A 17,241-nucleotide genomic window follows, 5' to 3' on the forward strand; every position below is an offset into this window, starting at 1 on the left:
CCGCGGCTCAGAGGTCGCGGGCGCGGTTCTCCCAGTAGGGCGCGCGCAGCCGGCGCTTGTACAGCTTGCCGTTGGGGTCGCGGGGCATCGACTCGATGAAGTCGACGCTCTTGGGCCGCTTGTAGCCGGCGAGTTGCCGGGCGCAGTGGTCGAGGATGTCCGCGGCGAGGGCGGGGCCCGGCTCATGGCCCGGAGCGGGTTCGACGACCGCCTTCACCTCCTCCCCCCAGTCGTCGTGCGGGATCCCGAAGGCGGCGGCGTCGGCCACCGCGGGGTGTCCCAGCAGGGCGGCCTCGATCTCGGCCGGATAGATGTTGACCCCGCCGGAGATGATCAGGTCGATCTTGCGGTCGCGCAGGAAGAGATAGCCGTCCCCGTCGAGGCAGCCGAGGTCGCCGACGGTGAAGAAGTCGCCGAGCCGGTTCTTCCTCGTCTTGGCCTCGTCCTTGTGGTACGAGAACCCGCCGGTGCTCATCTTCATGTAGACGGTGCCGAGTTCACCGGGCGGCAGCCGGTTCCCGTCGTCGTCGAAGATCGCCAGTTCGCTGATGGGCCAGGCCTTGCCGACGGTGCCCGGCTTCTTGAGCCAGTCCTCTGCGGTCGCGAAGGCGCCGCCGCCCTCGCTCGCCGCGTAGTACTCCTCGACGCACTCGCCCCACCACTCGATCATCGCCCGCTTCACATGGTCGGGGCAGGGCGCGGCGCCGTGGATGGCGTGGCGCATGGAGGAGACGTCGTAGCGCGCCTTCACCGCGTCGGGGAGCGCGAGCAGGCGGTGGAACTGGGTCGGCACCATGTGCGTGTGTGTGCACGCGTGGGTGTCGATGAGACGGAGCATCTCCTCCGGGGTCCACCGGTCCATCACCACCAGCCGGTGCCCGAGGTGCAGGGAAGCGCCCGCGAACTGGAGTACGGCCGTGTGGTACAGCGGCGAGCAGACGAGGTGGACGTTGTCGTCGTACGGCCTGATGCCGAAGATGCCGAGGAAGCCGCCGAGGTGGGCCCCCTCAGGGGGTTTGCCGGGCAGCGGCCGGCGGATGCCGCGCGGGCGGCCCGTGGTGCCCGAGGTGTAGTTCATAACCCAGCCGAGGGTGCGCCCCTCGGGCGCCGAGTCGGGCTGTCCGGCGAGGAGTTCGGCGTACGGCCGGAAGCCCTCCGCCTCGCCGACCGCGTACCGGCGGCCGGCCGGCAGCTCCGCCTCGTCGGCGGCGCGCCGGGCCGCGTCGGCGAACCGTTCGTGGGCGATCAGCACCTTGGCGCCGGAGTCGGCGACGATCCAGGCGATCTCGGGCCCGACGAGGTGGTGGTTGACGGGCACCAGATAGAGCCCGGCCTCGGTGGCGGCCAGATAGGCGGTGAGGAACTCGACGCCGTTGGGCAGCACGACGGCGAAGGAGTCACCGCGCTCGAGTCCCGCGGCGCGCAGTCCGTGCACCAGCCGGTGGGCCGAGGCCAGCAGCCGTCCGGCGGTCCACTCCTCCCCGTCGGGGGCGACGAGAACGACACGCCCGGGGTCCGCCGCTGCCTGGGCCCAGAATCCGGGGGCGGTCTGGCTCACTGCTGGCTCCTTCCGGCGATCCGGTTGATACGGTCGACGGCCCGCTCGAATCCGCGGGTGAGGTCGTCGACGACGGCCTGGACGCTGCGTTCGCCGGTCATCCGGCCGACGATCTGGCCGACCGGGGTGCCGAGCAGGGGCTCCACCTCGTACTTCTGGATGCGGGTGACCGCCTCGGCGACGAGCAGTCCCTGCAACGGCATGGGCAGGGCGCCGGGCCCCTCGGGGGCGTCCCAGGCGTCGGTCCACGCGGTACGCAGCTGCCGGGCCGGTTTTCCGGTCAGCGCCCGAGAACGGACCGTGTCGCCGGATCCGGCGGCGAGCAGCTTGCGGACGAGTGCGGGCGAGGGGAGTTCGGCCTCCGTGGTGGTCAGCCAGACCGAGCCCAGCCAGACCCCCTGCGCGCCGAGCGCGAGCGCGGCGGCCGCCTGTTCCCCGCTGCCGATGCCCCCGGCGGCCAGCACCGGCAGCGGGTCGACCGCCTCCACGACCTCGGGGGTGAGCACCATCGTGGCGATCTCCCCGGTGTGGCCGCCCGCCTCGTATCCCTGGGCGACGACGACGTCGATGCCGGCGTCCCGGTGCTTACGGGCGTGCCGGGCGCTGCCGGCGAGGGCGGCGACCAGGACGCCCTTGTCATGGGCGTGGGCGACGACGTCGGCGGGCGGGGAGCCGAGGGCGTTGGCGAGCAGCTTGATCGGGTAGTCGAAGGCGACGTCGAGCTGGGTGCGGGCCACCTGCTCCATCCAGCCGGTGATCCGCCACCCGGAGGCCTCGCCCTCGGTGAGTTCCGGCACCCCGTACGCGGCGAGGGTGTTCTTGACGAACTGGCGGTGCCCTTCCGGGATCATCGCCTCGACATCGGCCTCCGTGACGCCCTCGACCTTCTTCGCGGGCATGACGACGTCGAGGCCGTAGGGCCGGCCGTCCACCTGGGCCTCGATCCAGTCGAGGTCGCGCTTGAGTTCGTCGGGGGCCGTGTAGCGGACCGCACCGAGCACCCCGAAGCCGCCCGCCCTGCTGATGGCCGCGGCGACGGCGGGGAACGGCGTGAAGCCGAAAACGGCGTGTTCCACTCCCAGTTGCTTGCTCAGCTCCGTCTGCATGGGCGCAGGATGCCGCAGCCACCGGAAGGAGGGAAGACTGTTTCTGATACTCCGTCAGATCCTATGCCCGGGTGCCGCCCCCGAGGTCTTCGAGGACCGCCATCGCCGCGTTGTGCCCCGGCACCCCGCTCACTCCGCCGCCGCGCACCGCGCCCGCGCCGCACAGCAGGACATTGGCCTGGCGGGTCTCCACACCCCAGCGTCCCGTGCCCTCCTGGGCGTACGGCCAGGCCAGCTCGCGGTGGAAGATGTTGCCGCCGGGCAGCCGCAGGTCCCGTTCCAGGTCGAGCGGTGTCTTCGCCTCGATGCAGGGGCGTCCGTCCGCGTCCCTGGCCAGACAGTCCTCCAGGGGCTCGGCGAGGTGGGCGTCCAGTTGGGCCAGCGTCGACTTCAGCAACTCCTCCCGCACACCGTCGTTGTCGCGCTCGAAGAGCCGCGCGGGGGTGTGCAGACCGAACAGGGTGAGGGTCTGGTAGCCCCGCTCGACGAGCTCGGGGCCGAGGATGGTCGGGTCGGTGAGCGAGTGGCAGTAGATCTCCGAGGGCGGCGCGGCGGGCAGCGCGCCCGCGGCCGCCTGGACGTGCGCGGCGGCCAACTGCTCGTATCCCTCGGCGACATGGAAGGTCCCCGAGAAGGCCTCACGCGGATCGACCTGCGGGTCACGCAGCGCGGGCAGCCGCTTGAGCAGCATGTTCACCTTGAGCTGGGCGCCTTCGGCCGGGTCGGGCGGGGCGTCGCCGGTGAGCCGGGCCAGCTCCTGCGGCGACGCGTTCACCAGGACGTGCCGGGCGGAGACCGTGCCGTCGCCGTCGGCGGTGCGGAACGCGACCTCCGCGGTGCGCCCGTCGCTCTCGATGCCGACCACCTCGTGCCCGGTGGCGATCACCGCGCCGGCGGCCCGCGCAGCCGCGGCCAGCGCGTCGGTGAGCGCGCCCATGCCGCCGACCGGCACGTCCCAGGCGCCCGTACCGCCGCCGATCACGTGGTAGACGAAGCAGCGGTTCTGCCGCAGCGAGGGGTCGTGGGCGTCGGCGAAGGTGCCGATCAGCGCGTCGGTCAGCACGACCCCGCGGACCAGGTCGTCGGTGAAGCGCCGCTCGACGGCGGAGCCGATCGGCTCCTCGAACAGCACCCGCCACGCCTCCTCGTCGTCGATACGACGGCGCAGTTCGTCCCGGGTGGGCAGCGGCTCGGTGAGCGTCGGGAACACTCGCTGGGCGACCTGCCCCGTCATCCCGTAGAAGCGCTGCCAGGCCTCGTACTCACGATCGGATCCGGTCAGCCGGGCGAACGCCTCCCGGGTGCGCCGCTCTCCGCCGCCGACGAGAAGGCCGGTGGGGCGCCCGCCGCGTTCGACGGGGGTGTACGAGGACACGGTGCGCCCGCGCACCCGGAAGTCCAGGTCCAGATCCCGGACGATCTTCCGTGGCAACAGGCTGACCAGGTACGAGTAGCGCGACAGCCGGGCGTCGACCCCGGCGAACGGCCGGGTGGACACGGCGGCGCCCCCGGTGTGGTCCAGTCGTTCGAGCACCAGTACGGAACGTCCGGCCCGGGCCAGATAGGCGGCGGCGACCAGCCCGTTGTGGCCCCCGCCGACGATCACGGCGTCGTAGCCCTCGTGTCCCTCGCGTCCGTGGCTTCCCTCGTGTACAGGCATGTCTCTTGGTAGCACGCCATGATCCGGCCCGGCCAGAGCCGGGCCGTGCGGAGACGGCCGGGCACCCGGTCCGCGCGCAGTGTCACTCGTCCACCGGCGGCGACGCCGTACGGCGCTGCGCGGCGGCGAGGATCTCGGACGGACCGCGCGCCCACTCCAGCGTGCGGCCGACCAGCGCGGCCCTCGGCCGGTCCCAGCAGCGGCGCACCGCCGCCGGACGGTGCATGCCGAGTTCGGTCCGCGCCCAGTCGGGAAGGAGCCCGACGGAGGCGTTCATCAGCACGCCCACGACCAGCCGCTCCCGTCCGGTACGGCCGAAGCCGCGCAGAAACCGCACGGAGTCCAGCGCGGCGGGTGTGGCACGCAGCCGGGGGCGTATCCCGTCCAGGTAGCGCTCGACCTCCCGTACGCTGCCGGGCACCTTCTCCGCGCCGAGCGCCTCGGCGACCGGGGCGACCTGGCGGTAGTACGCGTCGCACTCGGCGGGCGTGAGCCGGGCCCGCCGAGGTGCGTAAGCCTGGTAGCCCGCCAGGAAGCTGCTCACCTCCGCGGTGTGCACCCAGGTCAGCAGCTCGGGGTCGGCCGCGCTGTACGCCCGTCCGTCCGGGGCGGTGCCGTTCACCCGGGTGTGGATCCGGCGGACCAGGGCGATCGCCTCGTACGCGGCCGGCAAGGACCCGAAGGTCGTCGTGGTGACGAACCGCGCGGTGCCGATGAGCCGCCCGACCGGGTCGGACCGGAAATCCGAGTGCTGCTGGACCCCGGCCATGGCCAGCGGGTGCAGTGACTGAAGCATCAGCGCCGCGAACCCGCCGGTCAGCATGCCGGTCGGATGTCCGTGCACCCGCCAGGCGGGATCCCCCGGGGTGATCCCGAGCAGCCCGCGATCACCGGCCGGGCCCTCGTACCGTTCCAGTTTGAGGTCCCCGCCGTGCACGGTCGCCTTGAGCTCGTCCGAGATCCGCGCCCGCAGTCCCACCAGCGCCTCCCGATCCCCCGCGCACTGCCGCTACGCCGCCATTCTCGCGCTTCGCCGCGGTCACCGGCATGGGCCGTGGCACGCCACGGGGGATCGAGCACGCCTCCCGGTACGGGCCGGCTGCCCGGCCCGGCCGGTCGGCGTTGCCGGACGATTCCGGTCGTGTCGACGGCAACCTGGACCGGCTCCGCTGCCACGACCGCGGACCGCGACGCGTCTTCTCCACCTCCGCTCATCAGCGTCCGCACTTACGAGGTCTCCCGCCCCTTCGGTCACCTCATGAGGAGGTCGGTTCACTGCTGTTCGGTCCAGCGCCGGTACAGGCTGATCCGGTCCTCGCCGATCCTGGAGCGCAGTTCGGGGGCGTCGATGCCGAGGTTCTCGGCAGGGGCCGCGCACAGGACCGCGACCTTGCCGACGTGCTGGTTGGTCTGGACGGCACGGGTCGCCTCGGCAGCGGCGTCGAGGGGATAGACCCGCGACAGGGTCGGGTGGATCATGCCGCGGCTGATCAGCCGGTTGGTCTGCACTGCCTCGTGGTAGTTGAAGCCGTGGGAGCCGATGATCCGCTTCAGCCGCATCCACAGGAAACGGTTGTCGTACTCGTGCCGGTAACCCGTCGACGAGCCGCAGGTGACGATCTTGCCGCCGCGCTTGGCGACGTACACCGACGTGCCGAAGGTCTCGGCGCCCAGGTACTCGAAGACGATCTGCGGGTCCTCGCCGACCAGCGAGCGCACGGCCTCGCCGAGGACCCGGCCCGCCTTGGGGTGGCGGAAGCTCCCGTCCGGCAGATCGAGGTCCGACCGGTTGACGACATGCTCGCAGCCCTGCGCACGGACCAGCGCGGCCTTCTCCTGCGAGCTGACCACCGCCACGGGGATTCCGCCGCCGTTCTTGACGAACTGAAGGGCGTAGGAACCCAGGCCGCCGGTTCCGCCCCAGACGAGGACGACGTCTCCCTGCCGCATCTGCGCGCCGTGCCCACCGACCAGCATGCGGTAGGCGGTCGCGGCGCACAGGGTGCTGGCGGCCGCCTCCTCCCAGGACAGGTGCGCCGGCTTGGCGACCAGCTGGTTGGCCTTGACCAGGCAGAACTCGCCGAGCGCGCCGAAGTTCGTCTCGAAGCCCCAGGCCAGCTGGGTCTCGGTGAGCATGCCGTCGTCGTAGGAGGCGTGGTCCTCCTCGTCGACGTGGGACGGCGAGACAACGACCTTGTCGCCGACCTTCCAGCTCTTCACGCCGGACCCGACCCGGACGATCACGCCGGAGGCGTCCGAGCCGACCTGGTGGTACGGCAGGTCGTGGCGGCCGCCGTGCCAGCCCTGCTTGCCCAGCTTCTCCAGGAAGGCGAACGTGGGGACCGGCTCGAAGATCGCGGACCATACGGTGTTGAAGTTGATGGCGGCCGACATGACGGCGACGATGCACTCGTCCGGGGCGGGTTCGGGCATGGCGACCTCGCCGACGTGCAGGGACCTGCGCACGTCCTTGTCGGTCTCGCCCTCGAACATGCCGACCTCGTCCTTGAGCAGATGGGCCGCCCGGTAGGACGAGGGCAGGTCCAGGGAGAGCAGTTCCTCCGGTTCGGCACCGGCGATGACGGCCTGGAGCAGATCAGACACTGAACAGTCCTCTCAAGGGGTGCTTGTGGTGTGGGCGATGGGGCGGGCGGGGGCGTCGCCGTCAGGCGAGCGTCTCCCGCAGGACGTCTGCGACCCCGTCGAGGTGTCTGACGAGGTAGAAGTGGCCGCCGTCGAAGACGCGCAGGTCGAAGGCACCGGTGGTGTACCGCGACCACTCGCCGGCTTCCTCGGGGGTCACCTTGGGGTCCCTGTCGCCGGTCAGGGCGACCACGGACGTCCCCAGCGGCGGGCCCGGGCGGTGCCGGTAGGTCTCCACCGCCTTGTAGTCGCTGCGCAGCGAAGGCAGCATGACTCTGAGCAACTCCTCGTCCGGGACCTCGAGTTCGGTGCCCGCGAGCACCGCCATGGTCTTGACGAGGGCATCGTCGTCGAGCAGGTGCACCGCCTCGCCGCGCTGGTCGGCGGGGGCGCGGCGGGCCGAGACATACAGCTTCAGCGGCACGGTGCCGCGCTCCTCCAGCCTGCGGGCCACCTCGTAGCCCAGCACGGCGCCGAGGCTGTGCCCGAACAGGGCGAGGGGGCGGTCGGTCCACGGGAGCAGTTCGGCGGTGACCAGGTCGGCGAGAGTGTCCATGTCGTCGACGCAGGCCTCGCCGCGCCGGTCCTGCCGCCCGGGGTACTGGACGGCCAGCACGTCCACCGTCGGCGCGAGGGCGCGCGAGACGGGGAAGAAGAAGCTGGCGGAGCCTCCGGCATGGGGCAGCAGCACCAGCCGCTTCCCGGCCGCGGGTGCCGGATGGAAGCGCCGGATCCAGGGGCTGATGAGGGCTTGGGTGGGCATGGGCGGGTACGGCCTTTCGCGGGAGAAGGGGGCGCGGCAGGTCCCGGTTCACGGGGCCGTGGGGGGCTCGAAGTAGCCGGCCCCGGTGAAGAACTCGACGTGTTTGCGGAACAGTTCGCGGTCCGCGGGCGGGCAGCTGATGCCGCTGCCCTCCAGTGCCGCCGCCGTCTCGCTGTCGTCGACGGGCGGATAGAAGGCATCCGGGCGGGCCGCCATGACCTCGAAGGCGTCGAACAGCGGCAGAAGCGCGTTGTCCGGGTCGGCGGTCACCAGATCGCGCCAGGTGTCCCAGTCCCGGGCGGGCAGCGCGTATCCGTGCTGCCGCAGCTCCTCGATCATCTCGGCCAGGGACAGGCCGCTGTGGCTGCACACATGGAAGGTGCGTCCGCTGTTGCCCTCCTGACGGGAGATGTGCAGGATCGCGGCGCTGGTGTAGCTCACCGGCATCAGGCGGAAGGTCACCGGGATGTCGCCGGGCACGGCCTGCGCCTGGAGCATGCCCTTCAGGCTGAGCCAGACGAAGTCGCGGGCCTGGCAGGCGCCCGTCTCCTCGTCGCCTGCGATCAGGTCGACGCGGTAGACGGACACGGGCAGGCCTCGCTCGCGGGCCAGGCCGATGATCTGCTCGGACACCCACTTGCTCTGGGTGTACCCGGTGGGCAGCGTGTCGCCCGGACCGGTCGGGTCCGTGGTCCGCAGCGGGACCCCGCCGGTGTCCCTGCCGACGTAGACGCCCAGGGTGGACACGTAGTGGACGGGGACCGTGCGGTGCCGGGCGGCGAGGCGCAGGATCTCCTCGGTGCCGCCGACGTTGGCGGCGCGCACGGTGGCGTACGGCCGCACCCAGTTGACGGCGGCGCCCGCGTGGTACACCGCGTCGACCGAGCGGGCCAGGGTGTCGAAGTGTTCGGGGGCCAGGCCGAGGCCAGGCTCGGCGAGGTCGCCGACGACGACCGAGAGACGGTCGTCCTCGACGGCGTCCCGGATGCCGTACCAGTCCAGGTTCGCCCGCAGTCTGGCCCATGCGTCGGCGTGGTCGCGCCCGCGGACCAGGCAGTGCACCCGCGCCGACGTCGTACGCATCAGATCGCGCAGCAAGTAGGCGCCGAGGAATCCGGTGGCGCCGGTCAGCAGTACCTCGCCCGGGTCGGCGGCGACGCGGCTCACCTCTTGTGCGGGCCGGATGTCGTCGGCGAGGCGGATCTCCGCCGCGAAGTCCACGGCGACCTGGTCTCCGGGACCGTCGTGCCGTGTGCCGCGCACCTCGGTGAGCAGGAACGCGGCGAGTTCGGTGAGGGTGGGGTGGTCGAACACCAGGGTGGTGGGCAGGCGCAGGCCGGTGAGGGCGCCGAGGCGGTTGCGGAACTCCACGCCCGTCAGGGAGTCGAAGCCCAGGTCGGAGAAGCGCCGGCCCACGTCGAAGCCGGCGGGGTCCGCGTGCCCCAGGACGGCCCCGGCCTCGGCGCGCACGATGTCCAGCACGCGCGCGTGCTGCTCCTCCTCCGTCAGTCCTGACAGGCCCGCGGTGAAGGAGTCGGCGTCGGCGCCGGAGTTGCGGGCGGCGGGGCGGACGGGCGTCCGCAGCAGGGAGCGCAGTACCGCGGGTGCCAGGCGCGCCTGGTCGCGCAGAGCGGTCAGGTCGAGGGGCGCGGCGACCGCACAGGGCCACCCCGCGTCGAGCGCGGCGTCCAGCATCGCGGGCCCCTCGTCGGAGGCGATGGGCGGATACCCGGCGCGCGCGATGCGCTCCAGGTCGGCCGCGGTCAGCTCGCCGCCACCGCCGGCCCGGTCCCACAGCCCCCAGGCGACCGACGTGGCGGGCAGCCCCAGGCCCGCCCGGTACTCGGCGAGAGCGTCCAGGAAGTTGTTCGCGGCGGCGTAACTCGACTGACCCGCGCCGCCGATGACGCCGGCGAGCGAGGAGAACAGGACGAACGCCGACACGTCCAGGCCGCTGGTCAGTTCGTGCAGGTTCCAGGCCGCGTCGATCTTCGGCCGCAGCACCGACTCCAGGCGCTCAGGTGTGACGGTGGTGATCAGCCCGTCTCCGAGGATGCCCGCCGCGTGGACGACGCCGGTCAGCGGCCGGTCCTCGGGTACGGCCGCCAGCAACTCGGCCAGCGCCGAGCGGTCGGTGACGTCGCATGCGGCCACGGTGACCCGGGCGCCGAGGGCGGACAGCTCGGACACCAGATCCTCGGCGCCCGGGGAGTCGGGCCCCCGGCGGCTGGTGAGCAGCAGGTCCCTTACGCCGTGCCGAACCACCAAGTGCCGTGCGAACAGCGCTCCGAGGGCACCGGTACCGCCGGTGATGAGGACGGTGCCACCGGGGCGCCAGTGGGGGGCGCGAGGTGTCCGGGGGACGGCCGGGGCGGGCCGGGTGCCGGTCGTGGCTGCCGTCGGGCCGGTCGGCAGCCTGCGCAGGCGCGGGAGCAGTACCCGGCCCGACCGGACGGCGGCCTGGGACTCGGTGGAGTTCACCAAGGCGGAGAGTGTCGCCGCGGGCGCCTCCCCGTCGAGGTCCACCAGCACGAAGCGCCCCGGGTTCTCGGACTGCGCCGAGCGGATCTGGCCCCATACGGCCGTGGCCGCGGGGTCGGTCACCGGGCGGCCGCCGGCGGCGACCGCCCCGCGGGTGACCAGGACCAGCGGGACACCGGCCAGCCGCTGGTCGGCGAGCCAGTCCTGGACCAGGGCCAGCACCCGCCGTGTGTGCCGGTGGGCGGCCACGACGGGACCGGCGCCGTGCGCCGGGGCATCGGCGGTGTCCGGAACGCCGGTGTCGTAGTCGTCGTCGGAGAACGCGTCGGCGTCGATGTCGTAGCGCACGGCGTCCATCGGCGTGCCCGCCTCGACCGCCTTGGCCAGATCGGTCAGGTCGGCGTAGCCGGTCGCGCCCAGGGTCGCCCAGTGAAGGGGGGTGGGCGGGCCGTCGAGGGTGATCGGGGTCCAGTCGGTGTGGAAGAGAGCGTCGTGGGTCCTGGTGCGGGCGCGTTCGACGGTCTCGGCCGTGACGGGGGTGAGTGCAAGGGAGCGGATCGTCGCGACCGGCTGCCCGGTGCGGTCCGCCAGCAGCACCGAGAGTTCGCCGTCTTCCGAGGTGATGAGCCGGCCGCGCACGATGGTGGCGCCCGTCGCGTGCAGATGGACGCCACCCCACCGGGTCGCGAGCCGGGCTCCCTGCCCGGGATTGGTCAGCAGCGCCGCCTGCACGGCTCCGTCCAGCAGTGCGGGGTGCAGTCCGAAGCGGGCGGCGTCGGCCGCTGCCTGCTCGTCGAGCGCCACCTCGGCGTACACCTCGCCCGTGGACTCCGCTGTCCACAGGCCGGTGAGCCCACGCAGTCGTGGCCCGTACGCCGCACCCGCCTCGGCCAGCGTCTCGTACGCCGCGTCCGAATCCACCGGTGCCGCGTCCGCCGGCGGCCACGGCAGGAGCGGGTCGGCGGACGCGGGCCCGCGCAGGCTGAGGGTGCCGGTGGCGTACTCGGTCCACTCGGCGTCGCCCGCCTCCGGCCGGGCATGCACGGCGAAGGCGCGCCGCTGCTCATCCGCCGCGCCCACCCTGACCTGCACCTGCACGGCCCCCTGGGCGGGAAAGGCCAGTGGTGTACGGACATTCAGCTCGTCGACGGCGGTGCAGCCGACCTCGTCCGCGGCGCGCAGCGCCAACTCGACCAGCACCGCCGACGGCAGGACCGCGGCGCCGGCGACGGTGTGCTCCGCCAGCCACGGGTGAGTGCGCGGCGACAGGCGGCTGGTGAACAGCGTCTCGTCCGATCCGGCCACGGCGACCGCGGCGCCGAGCAGCGGGTGCCCGGTCGCCGCCATGCCCAGGCCCGCGGCGTCCTGCGCACGGGCGCCGGAGGAGAACCAGAAGCGCTCGTGCTGGAAGGCGTACGTCGGCAACGGCACGCGCCGCGCCCCGGAACCGGCGAAGACGGTGGCCCAGTCGACGCGCACGCCCCGCACCTGAAGTGCGGCGAGGGAGGCCAGAAAGCGGCTCGCACCGCCCTCGTCGCGGCGCAGGGTCCCGGTGACGACGACGGTGTCGCCGAGGTTCTCCTGGAGCGAGGAGGTGAGCACCGGGTGCGCGCTGACCTCGACGAACACGCCGTGGTCCTGGGCCGCCAGGGCCTGCACGGACCTGGCGAACTCCACCGGCCGGCGCATGTTGGCGTACCAGTACCCGGCGTCGAGACGGGCGGTGTCCACCCACTCGCCGGTCACCGTCGAGAAAAACGGCACCGAACCCGTCCGCGGCCGTACCGGTGCCAGCGCTGCCAGCATCTCTTCCCGGACGCGTTCGACCTGCGGGGAGTGGGAGGCGAAGTCGGTGGGGAAACGCTTCGTCCGGGCGCCCCTCGCGGCGCACTCGGCGATGAACTCGCCCAGGGCGTCCCGCTCCCCGGCGACCAGGACCGAGCTGGGACCGTTCTCCACGGCGACCGAGAGCCGTCCCGCCCACTTCTCCAGCCGGGCTTCGACCTCGGCCCGCGGCAGCCCGACGGCACCCATGCCGCCCGTGCCCTGGAGCGCCAGGGCGATCCGGCTGCGCAGGGCGATCACACGTGCCGCGTCCGGCAGGCTGAGCCCGCCCGCGACGCAGGCCGCGGCGATCTCGCCCTGGGAGTGCCCGACGACGGCCGCGGGCTCGAGGCCGTACGAACGCCACAGAGCCGCCAGGGAGACGTGCACGGCGAACAGGGCGGGCTGGACGACGTCCAGCCGTTCGAGGTCGGGCGCGCCCTCGGCGCCGCGCAGCACGTCCTCCAACGACCAGTCCACGAAGGGTTCCAGGGCCTGCGCGCACTCGGCGACGCGGGCCGCGAACACCTCCGACTCCGCCATCAGCTCGGTCGCCATCCCGGCCCACTGACTGCCCTGGCCCGGGAAGACGAACACGGTCCTGCCGACCTCGCCGGCGACGCCCTGCACGACGTTCCCCGCGGACTCACCGGCCGCCAGGGCGTCCAGCCCGGCGAGCACGTCCTCGCGCTCGCGGCCGACGATTATGGCGCGCCGCTCCAGGGCGGCGCGGGTGGTGGCCAACGAGTGTGCCACGTCGAGTAATTGAAGGTCGGGAGCGTGATCCGGTGTGGCGTCGCGCAGATGAGCGGCCAGGCGGGCCGCCTGCACCCGCAGCGCCTGTGACGAGCGGGCCGACACGGGAAAGGGCAGGGCCGCGGGTGGCTCGGGGACGGGCTCAGGGTCCCGGACGGCATCCTGCTCCGGCGCCTGTTCCGGCGCCTGTTCCAGGATGACGTGGGCGTTGGTGCCGCTCGCGCCGAAGGCGGACACCGCTCCGCGGCGCGGCTCCCCCGTCTGCGGCCACGGCCGGGTTTCGGCGAGCAGTTCGACCTCGCCCGCGGACCAGTCCACGAACGGTGTGGGCTCGTCGAGGTGCAGGGTCCTGGGCAGGACGCCGTGCCGGAGTGCCTGCACCATCTTCACCAGGCCGCCGACGCCCGAAGCGGCCTGTGCATGGCCGACGTTGGACTTCAGCGAGCCGACCAGGAGCGGCCGCCCCTCGGGCCGCGCCTGCCCATAGGTGGCGAGCAGGGCCTGCGCCTCGATGGGGTCGCCCAGCCGCGTGCCCGTGCCGTGCGCCTCGACGGCGTCGACCTCCGCCGGAGTGAGCCCGGCGTTGGCCAGCGCCTGCCGGATGACTCGCTCCTGCGACGGCCCGTTCGGCGCCGTCAGGCCGTTGGACGCGCCGTCCTGGTTGACGGCGCTGCCCCGTACGACCGCCAGCACGGCATGCCCGTTCTGCCGCGCGTCGGAGAGCCGCTCCAGGACGAGCAGGCCGACCCCCTCGGACCAGCCGATACCGTCGGCGGCGGCGGAGAACGGCTTGCAGCGGCCGTCCGCCGCGAGTCCCCGCTGCCGGGAACCGTCGATGTAACCGCCGGGGTGCGCGGAGATGTACGAGGCTCCCGCGAGCGCGAGGGTGGACTCGCCCGAGCGCAGCGACTGGACGGCCAGGTGCAGGGAGACCAGCGCGGAGGAGCAGGCCGTGTCGACCGACACGGAGGGACCTTCGAGGCCGAGGACGTAGGAGATACGCCCGGACGCCATGCTGCTGAGCTTGCTGGTCATCTGGTAGCCCTCGAACTCCTCCGGGGCGTCCAGATCCAGATAGCTCTGCTCGACCAGCCCCGCGAACACGCCGGTCCTGCTGCCCTTGAGGGCGAGCGGGTCGATGCCGGCGTGCTCCAGCGCTTCCCACGCGGTCTCCAGCAGCACCCGCTGCTGGGGATCCATCGCGAGGGCCTCGCGCGGCGAGATGCCGAAGAACGCCGCGTCGAAGCGGGTGGCGGAGTCGACGAAGCCGGCCTGGCGGATGTAGATGCTGCCGGGCTTGGCCGGGTCGGGGTCGTACAGGGCATCCAGGTCCCAGCCGCGGTCCGTGGGGAAGTCGGAGATCTCGTCACGCTCGTCGACAGCCAGCCGCCACAGCTCGTCGGGAGACGACGCGCCTGGGAAACGGCACGACATGCCGACGATCGCGACGGGCTCCTGGCCACCTGCCTCCAGCTCTGCGACGCGCCTGCGGGTCTTCTCCAGATCGGCCGTGACCCACTTCAGGTACTCGACCAGCTTTTCTTCCTTGGACATGTGCTGCCCGCTCTCCTTGTGGTGAGCCGTCATCGGCCGGCCCCGCGGCCCAGCTCGGTGTCGATGAAGTCGAAGATCTCGTCGGCCGACGCGGTGGCGATCCGGCTCGCCGCGTCCTCGGGGCGGTGCTCGGGCCGTTCCTCGGCGGTGGCGGGGACGAGCCGGTTCAGGATCGTCCGCAACCGTGCGCCGATCGTGGTGAGGTCCAGGTCCGCCGCCTCGGGACGCAGCCCGGCCACCGTCGCCTCCAGCCGGTCGAGCTGGGCGAGCAGGGGCGGCCGGCCCGACGTCCCGGCCGGGTCGTGCGCCGACGCGGCCTCGGCCAGGAGGTACCGGATGAGGGCGGCGGGCGAGGGATGGTCGAAGACGACCGTGGCGGGCAGTCGCAGGCCGGTGGCCGCGCGGAGCCGGTTGCGCAGGTCCACTGCGGTCATCGAGTCGAACCCGGCCTCCTGGAAGGAGCGTTCGAGTCCGACGGCACCTAGGTCGGTGTGCCCGAGAACGGCGGCCACCTCCTGACGCACCAGTGCCCGTACGACCTGGTGACGTCCGTCGTCGTCCAGTCCGGCCAGGCGCCGCACGAGCGCCCCGGCCCCCGCTCCGCCCTCGTCGCCGGTGTCCGCGCCCGTCGGGCCGACGGCGGGCCGCCGCCCGTCGCGGACCAGGCCGCGGAACAGCGGGGGAACGCCGCCTTCCTGGGCACGCAGCGCGGATGGGCTGAGCCGGGCGGCGAGGAGAACCGGGGCGCCGGCCGCGGTCTCTGCCCCGGAGTCGCCCGCGGTCACGTGCCCGAGTGCCGCGTCGAACGCCGCCATGGCGCGTGCGAACGTCAGTGGCAGGAAGCCGACCCGGTCCGGCCCGGCCCGGCCCGTACCGGCCTCCTCCCACGGACCCCAGGCGAGCGACAGGGACGGCAGGCCGTCGGCCGCACGTCGGTGGGCGAGGGCGTCCAGGTAGGCGTCCGCCGCCGCCCGGTACGCGCGGCCCGGGCCGGGCACGATACCGGCCGTGGACGAGAACGTGATGAAGGCCGACAGGGAGGCGTCCCGGGTCAGTTCGTGCAGGTGCCGTGCCCCGTCCGCGGCCGTGCGCAGGACGGCGTCCAGGCAGTCGAGGTCCAGCCCCTGGATCGTTCCTCCGTCCCCGAGACCCGCGGCATGGACGACGGCGATCAGCGGGTTCTCCTCGGGAACCCTGGCCAGGGCCGCGGCGAGCGCGTCCCGGTCGGCGAGATCACACGCCTCGAAGGTGACCTCGGCGCCCAGTTCCTCCCTCAGCTCGGCCGCCAGGTCCGCCGCGCCGGGCTCGTTCCTGCCCTCGGGGCCGATGACCAGCAGATGCCGTACGCCGTGACGGGTGGCCAGGTGCCGTGCGAACAGGGCACCGCGGCCGGTGATGACGACGGTTCCGCCGGGGTCGAGCGCGGGCACGGCCGGCCCGGCTGATGCGGTGGGTACGCCGGCTGCGGAGATTCGCCCCAGGCGGGGTACGAGGAGCCGGCCTTCCCGTATCGCCGCCTCGGGCTCGCCGGAGGCGAGGAGGGAAGCGAGGGTCGAGGGAGAGGCCTCAGCCTCGGATTCGGCGTGGGGGTCGTCGTCCAGCAGGACGATCCGGCCGCCCGCCTCCGGCTGCGCCGAGCGCAGCAGACCTCGTACGGCCGCGGCCGCCAGGTCGACCGTGCCGGCGTGGCGCGCCGTGGCATCGCCTCCGGCGGCAACGCCCCCACGGGTCACCGCCACCAGCCGTGTGCCGGCGAGGCGTTCGTCGGCCAGCCAGTCGCGCACCAGAGCCAGCGCGCGCCGCGTCCCGTCGTGCAGAGCGGCCGAGGTGCCGCCGTCCTCCGGGGAGGGCAGCCGCACGACGACAGCCTCGACGGACGCACCGGACTCGACGGCCTTGCCGACGGCGTCCAGGTCGTCGTACCCGCCGACCCCCAGGACCGCCAGGGAGGGGAGGTCCGCGGGCCGGGACTCGACGGGCTCCGTCCACTCCAGCCGCAGCAAATCGTCGTCCGCGCTGCCCGTCGGAGACACAAAGAGTTCCTCTGGAACGTCCCGGTACGCCAGGGAGTCGACGGTGGCTATCAACCGGCCGTCTTCGTCGTTCAGCCGGACGGCCACTTTGCGCTCGCCGGTCTCGGTCATGACAGCCCGGACCGCGGTGGCACCTGTGGCGTGCAAGCGTACGCCTCGCCACTCGGCCGGCACGGCCACGCTGCCCATGCCCTCATCGAAGGGGTGACCGAGGAGCACGGCGTCCAGCAGCGCCGGATGCAGCCCGAACCGGCTTGCTTCCTCGACCCGTTCGGCGGGCAGCCGGACCTCGGTGGCCGCGCCGCCCGCGATGTCGTGGTCCGGCCGCGGCGAGTCGTCCGTACCGAGGCGTCCCCGCGCGTACAGAGTCCACGGCGCACCACCGTGCCCGGCCACGCCGTGCTCCGCCTCGTGGCGGGCATGGACGGTCAGTGGACGCCCGCCGTCGCCGTCCGGCGCTCCCACCCTGACCTGGAGCTGCAACGACCCTCGCGCCGGCAGCACGAGCGGCGCGATCAGCGACAGCTCCTCCAGCACGGCGGCTCCCGCCTCGTCCCCGGCCCGTACGGCCGTCTCGACCAGGCAGGCCGCGGAGAGGACGACATTGCCGCGCACGGTGTGCTGCTCGAGCCACGGATGCGTACCTGTGGACACACGGCTGGTGAACACGAGATCGTCGCCGCTGGCGAGCGGGAACGCCGTGCCCAGCAACGGGTGACCGGTGGGGCTCAGCCCCGGCCCGGTGGCAGTTTCGTGCGCGGGAGCGTCGAGCCAGTAGCGGTCGCGGCGGAAGGCGTAGGTCGGCAGGTCGATGCGGCGTGCGCCGGTCCCGTCGTAGAACGCCTGCCAGTCGACCGCAATCC

General features: G+C 73.1%; 8 protein-coding genes. All 8 read right to left on the reverse strand.

Features of this window, described 5'->3' with window-relative positions; translation table 11 throughout:
- Window positions 1–7: 7 nt before the first annotated feature.
- Window positions 8–1,558, reverse strand: a complete 1,551-nt coding sequence (locus tag ACFYX0_RS33905; protein ID WP_388976153.1) for an acyl-CoA synthetase — start codon at window positions 1,556–1,558, stop codon at window positions 8–10.
- Window positions 1,555–2,664: a nitronate monooxygenase gene (locus ACFYX0_RS33910; protein ID WP_388976156.1), complete on the reverse strand. Its 1,110-nt coding sequence runs from the start codon at window positions 2,662–2,664 to the stop codon at window positions 1,555–1,557. The genes ACFYX0_RS33905 and ACFYX0_RS33910 overlap by 4 nt, the downstream gene beginning before the upstream one ends.
- A 61-nt stretch (window positions 2,665–2,725) precedes the next feature.
- Complete coding sequence (locus tag ACFYX0_RS33915; RefSeq protein ID WP_388976159.1) at window positions 2,726–4,324, reverse strand: phytoene desaturase family protein; 1,599 nt, start codon at window positions 4,322–4,324, stop codon at window positions 2,726–2,728.
- 82 nt (window positions 4,325–4,406) lie between these two features.
- Entirely contained in the window at window positions 4,407–5,303 is an 897-nt protein-coding gene (locus tag ACFYX0_RS33920) for an oxygenase MpaB family protein (RefSeq protein WP_388976161.1), read from the reverse strand.
- Window positions 5,304–5,596: 293 nt separating this feature from the next.
- Window positions 5,597–6,928, reverse strand: a complete 1,332-nt coding sequence (gene ccrA, locus ACFYX0_RS33925) for a crotonyl-CoA carboxylase/reductase (RefSeq protein WP_388976164.1) — start codon at window positions 6,926–6,928, stop codon at window positions 5,597–5,599.
- 61 nt (window positions 6,929–6,989) lie between these two features.
- Window positions 6,990–7,730, reverse strand: coding sequence for a thioesterase II family protein (locus ACFYX0_RS33930; protein WP_388976167.1), 741 nt, complete (start codon window positions 7,728–7,730; stop codon window positions 6,990–6,992).
- A 48-nt stretch (window positions 7,731–7,778) separates the two neighbouring features.
- Window positions 7,779–14,345, reverse strand: coding sequence for a type I polyketide synthase (locus ACFYX0_RS33935; RefSeq protein ID WP_388976169.1), 6,567 nt, complete (start codon window positions 14,343–14,345; stop codon window positions 7,779–7,781).
- A 29-nt stretch (window positions 14,346–14,374) separates the two neighbouring features.
- On the reverse strand, window positions 14,375–17,241 hold a 2,867-nt coding region (locus ACFYX0_RS33940), incomplete at its 5' end, for an SDR family NAD(P)-dependent oxidoreductase (protein ID WP_388976171.1).

This window comes from Streptomyces sp. NPDC002573 (assembly GCF_042889625.1).
Lineage (GTDB): Bacteria > Actinomycetota > Actinomycetes > Streptomycetales > Streptomycetaceae > Streptomyces > Streptomyces gibsoniae.

Coding starts and splice junctions, on each gene's coding strand:
- ACFYX0_RS33930 (WP_388976167.1), bottom strand. CDS start 7,730: ATGCCCACCCAAGCCCTCATCAGCCCCTGGATCCGGCGCTTCCATCCG.
- ACFYX0_RS33935 (WP_388976169.1), bottom strand. CDS start 14,345: ATGTCCAAGGAAGAAAAGCTGGTCGAGTACCTGAAGTGGGTCACGGCC.
- ACFYX0_RS33910 (WP_388976156.1), bottom strand. CDS start 2,664: ATGCAGACGGAGCTGAGCAAGCAACTGGGAGTGGAACACGCCGTTTTC.
- ACFYX0_RS33915 (WP_388976159.1), bottom strand. CDS start 4,324: ATGCCTGTACACGAGGGAAGCCACGGACGCGAGGGACACGAGGGCTAC.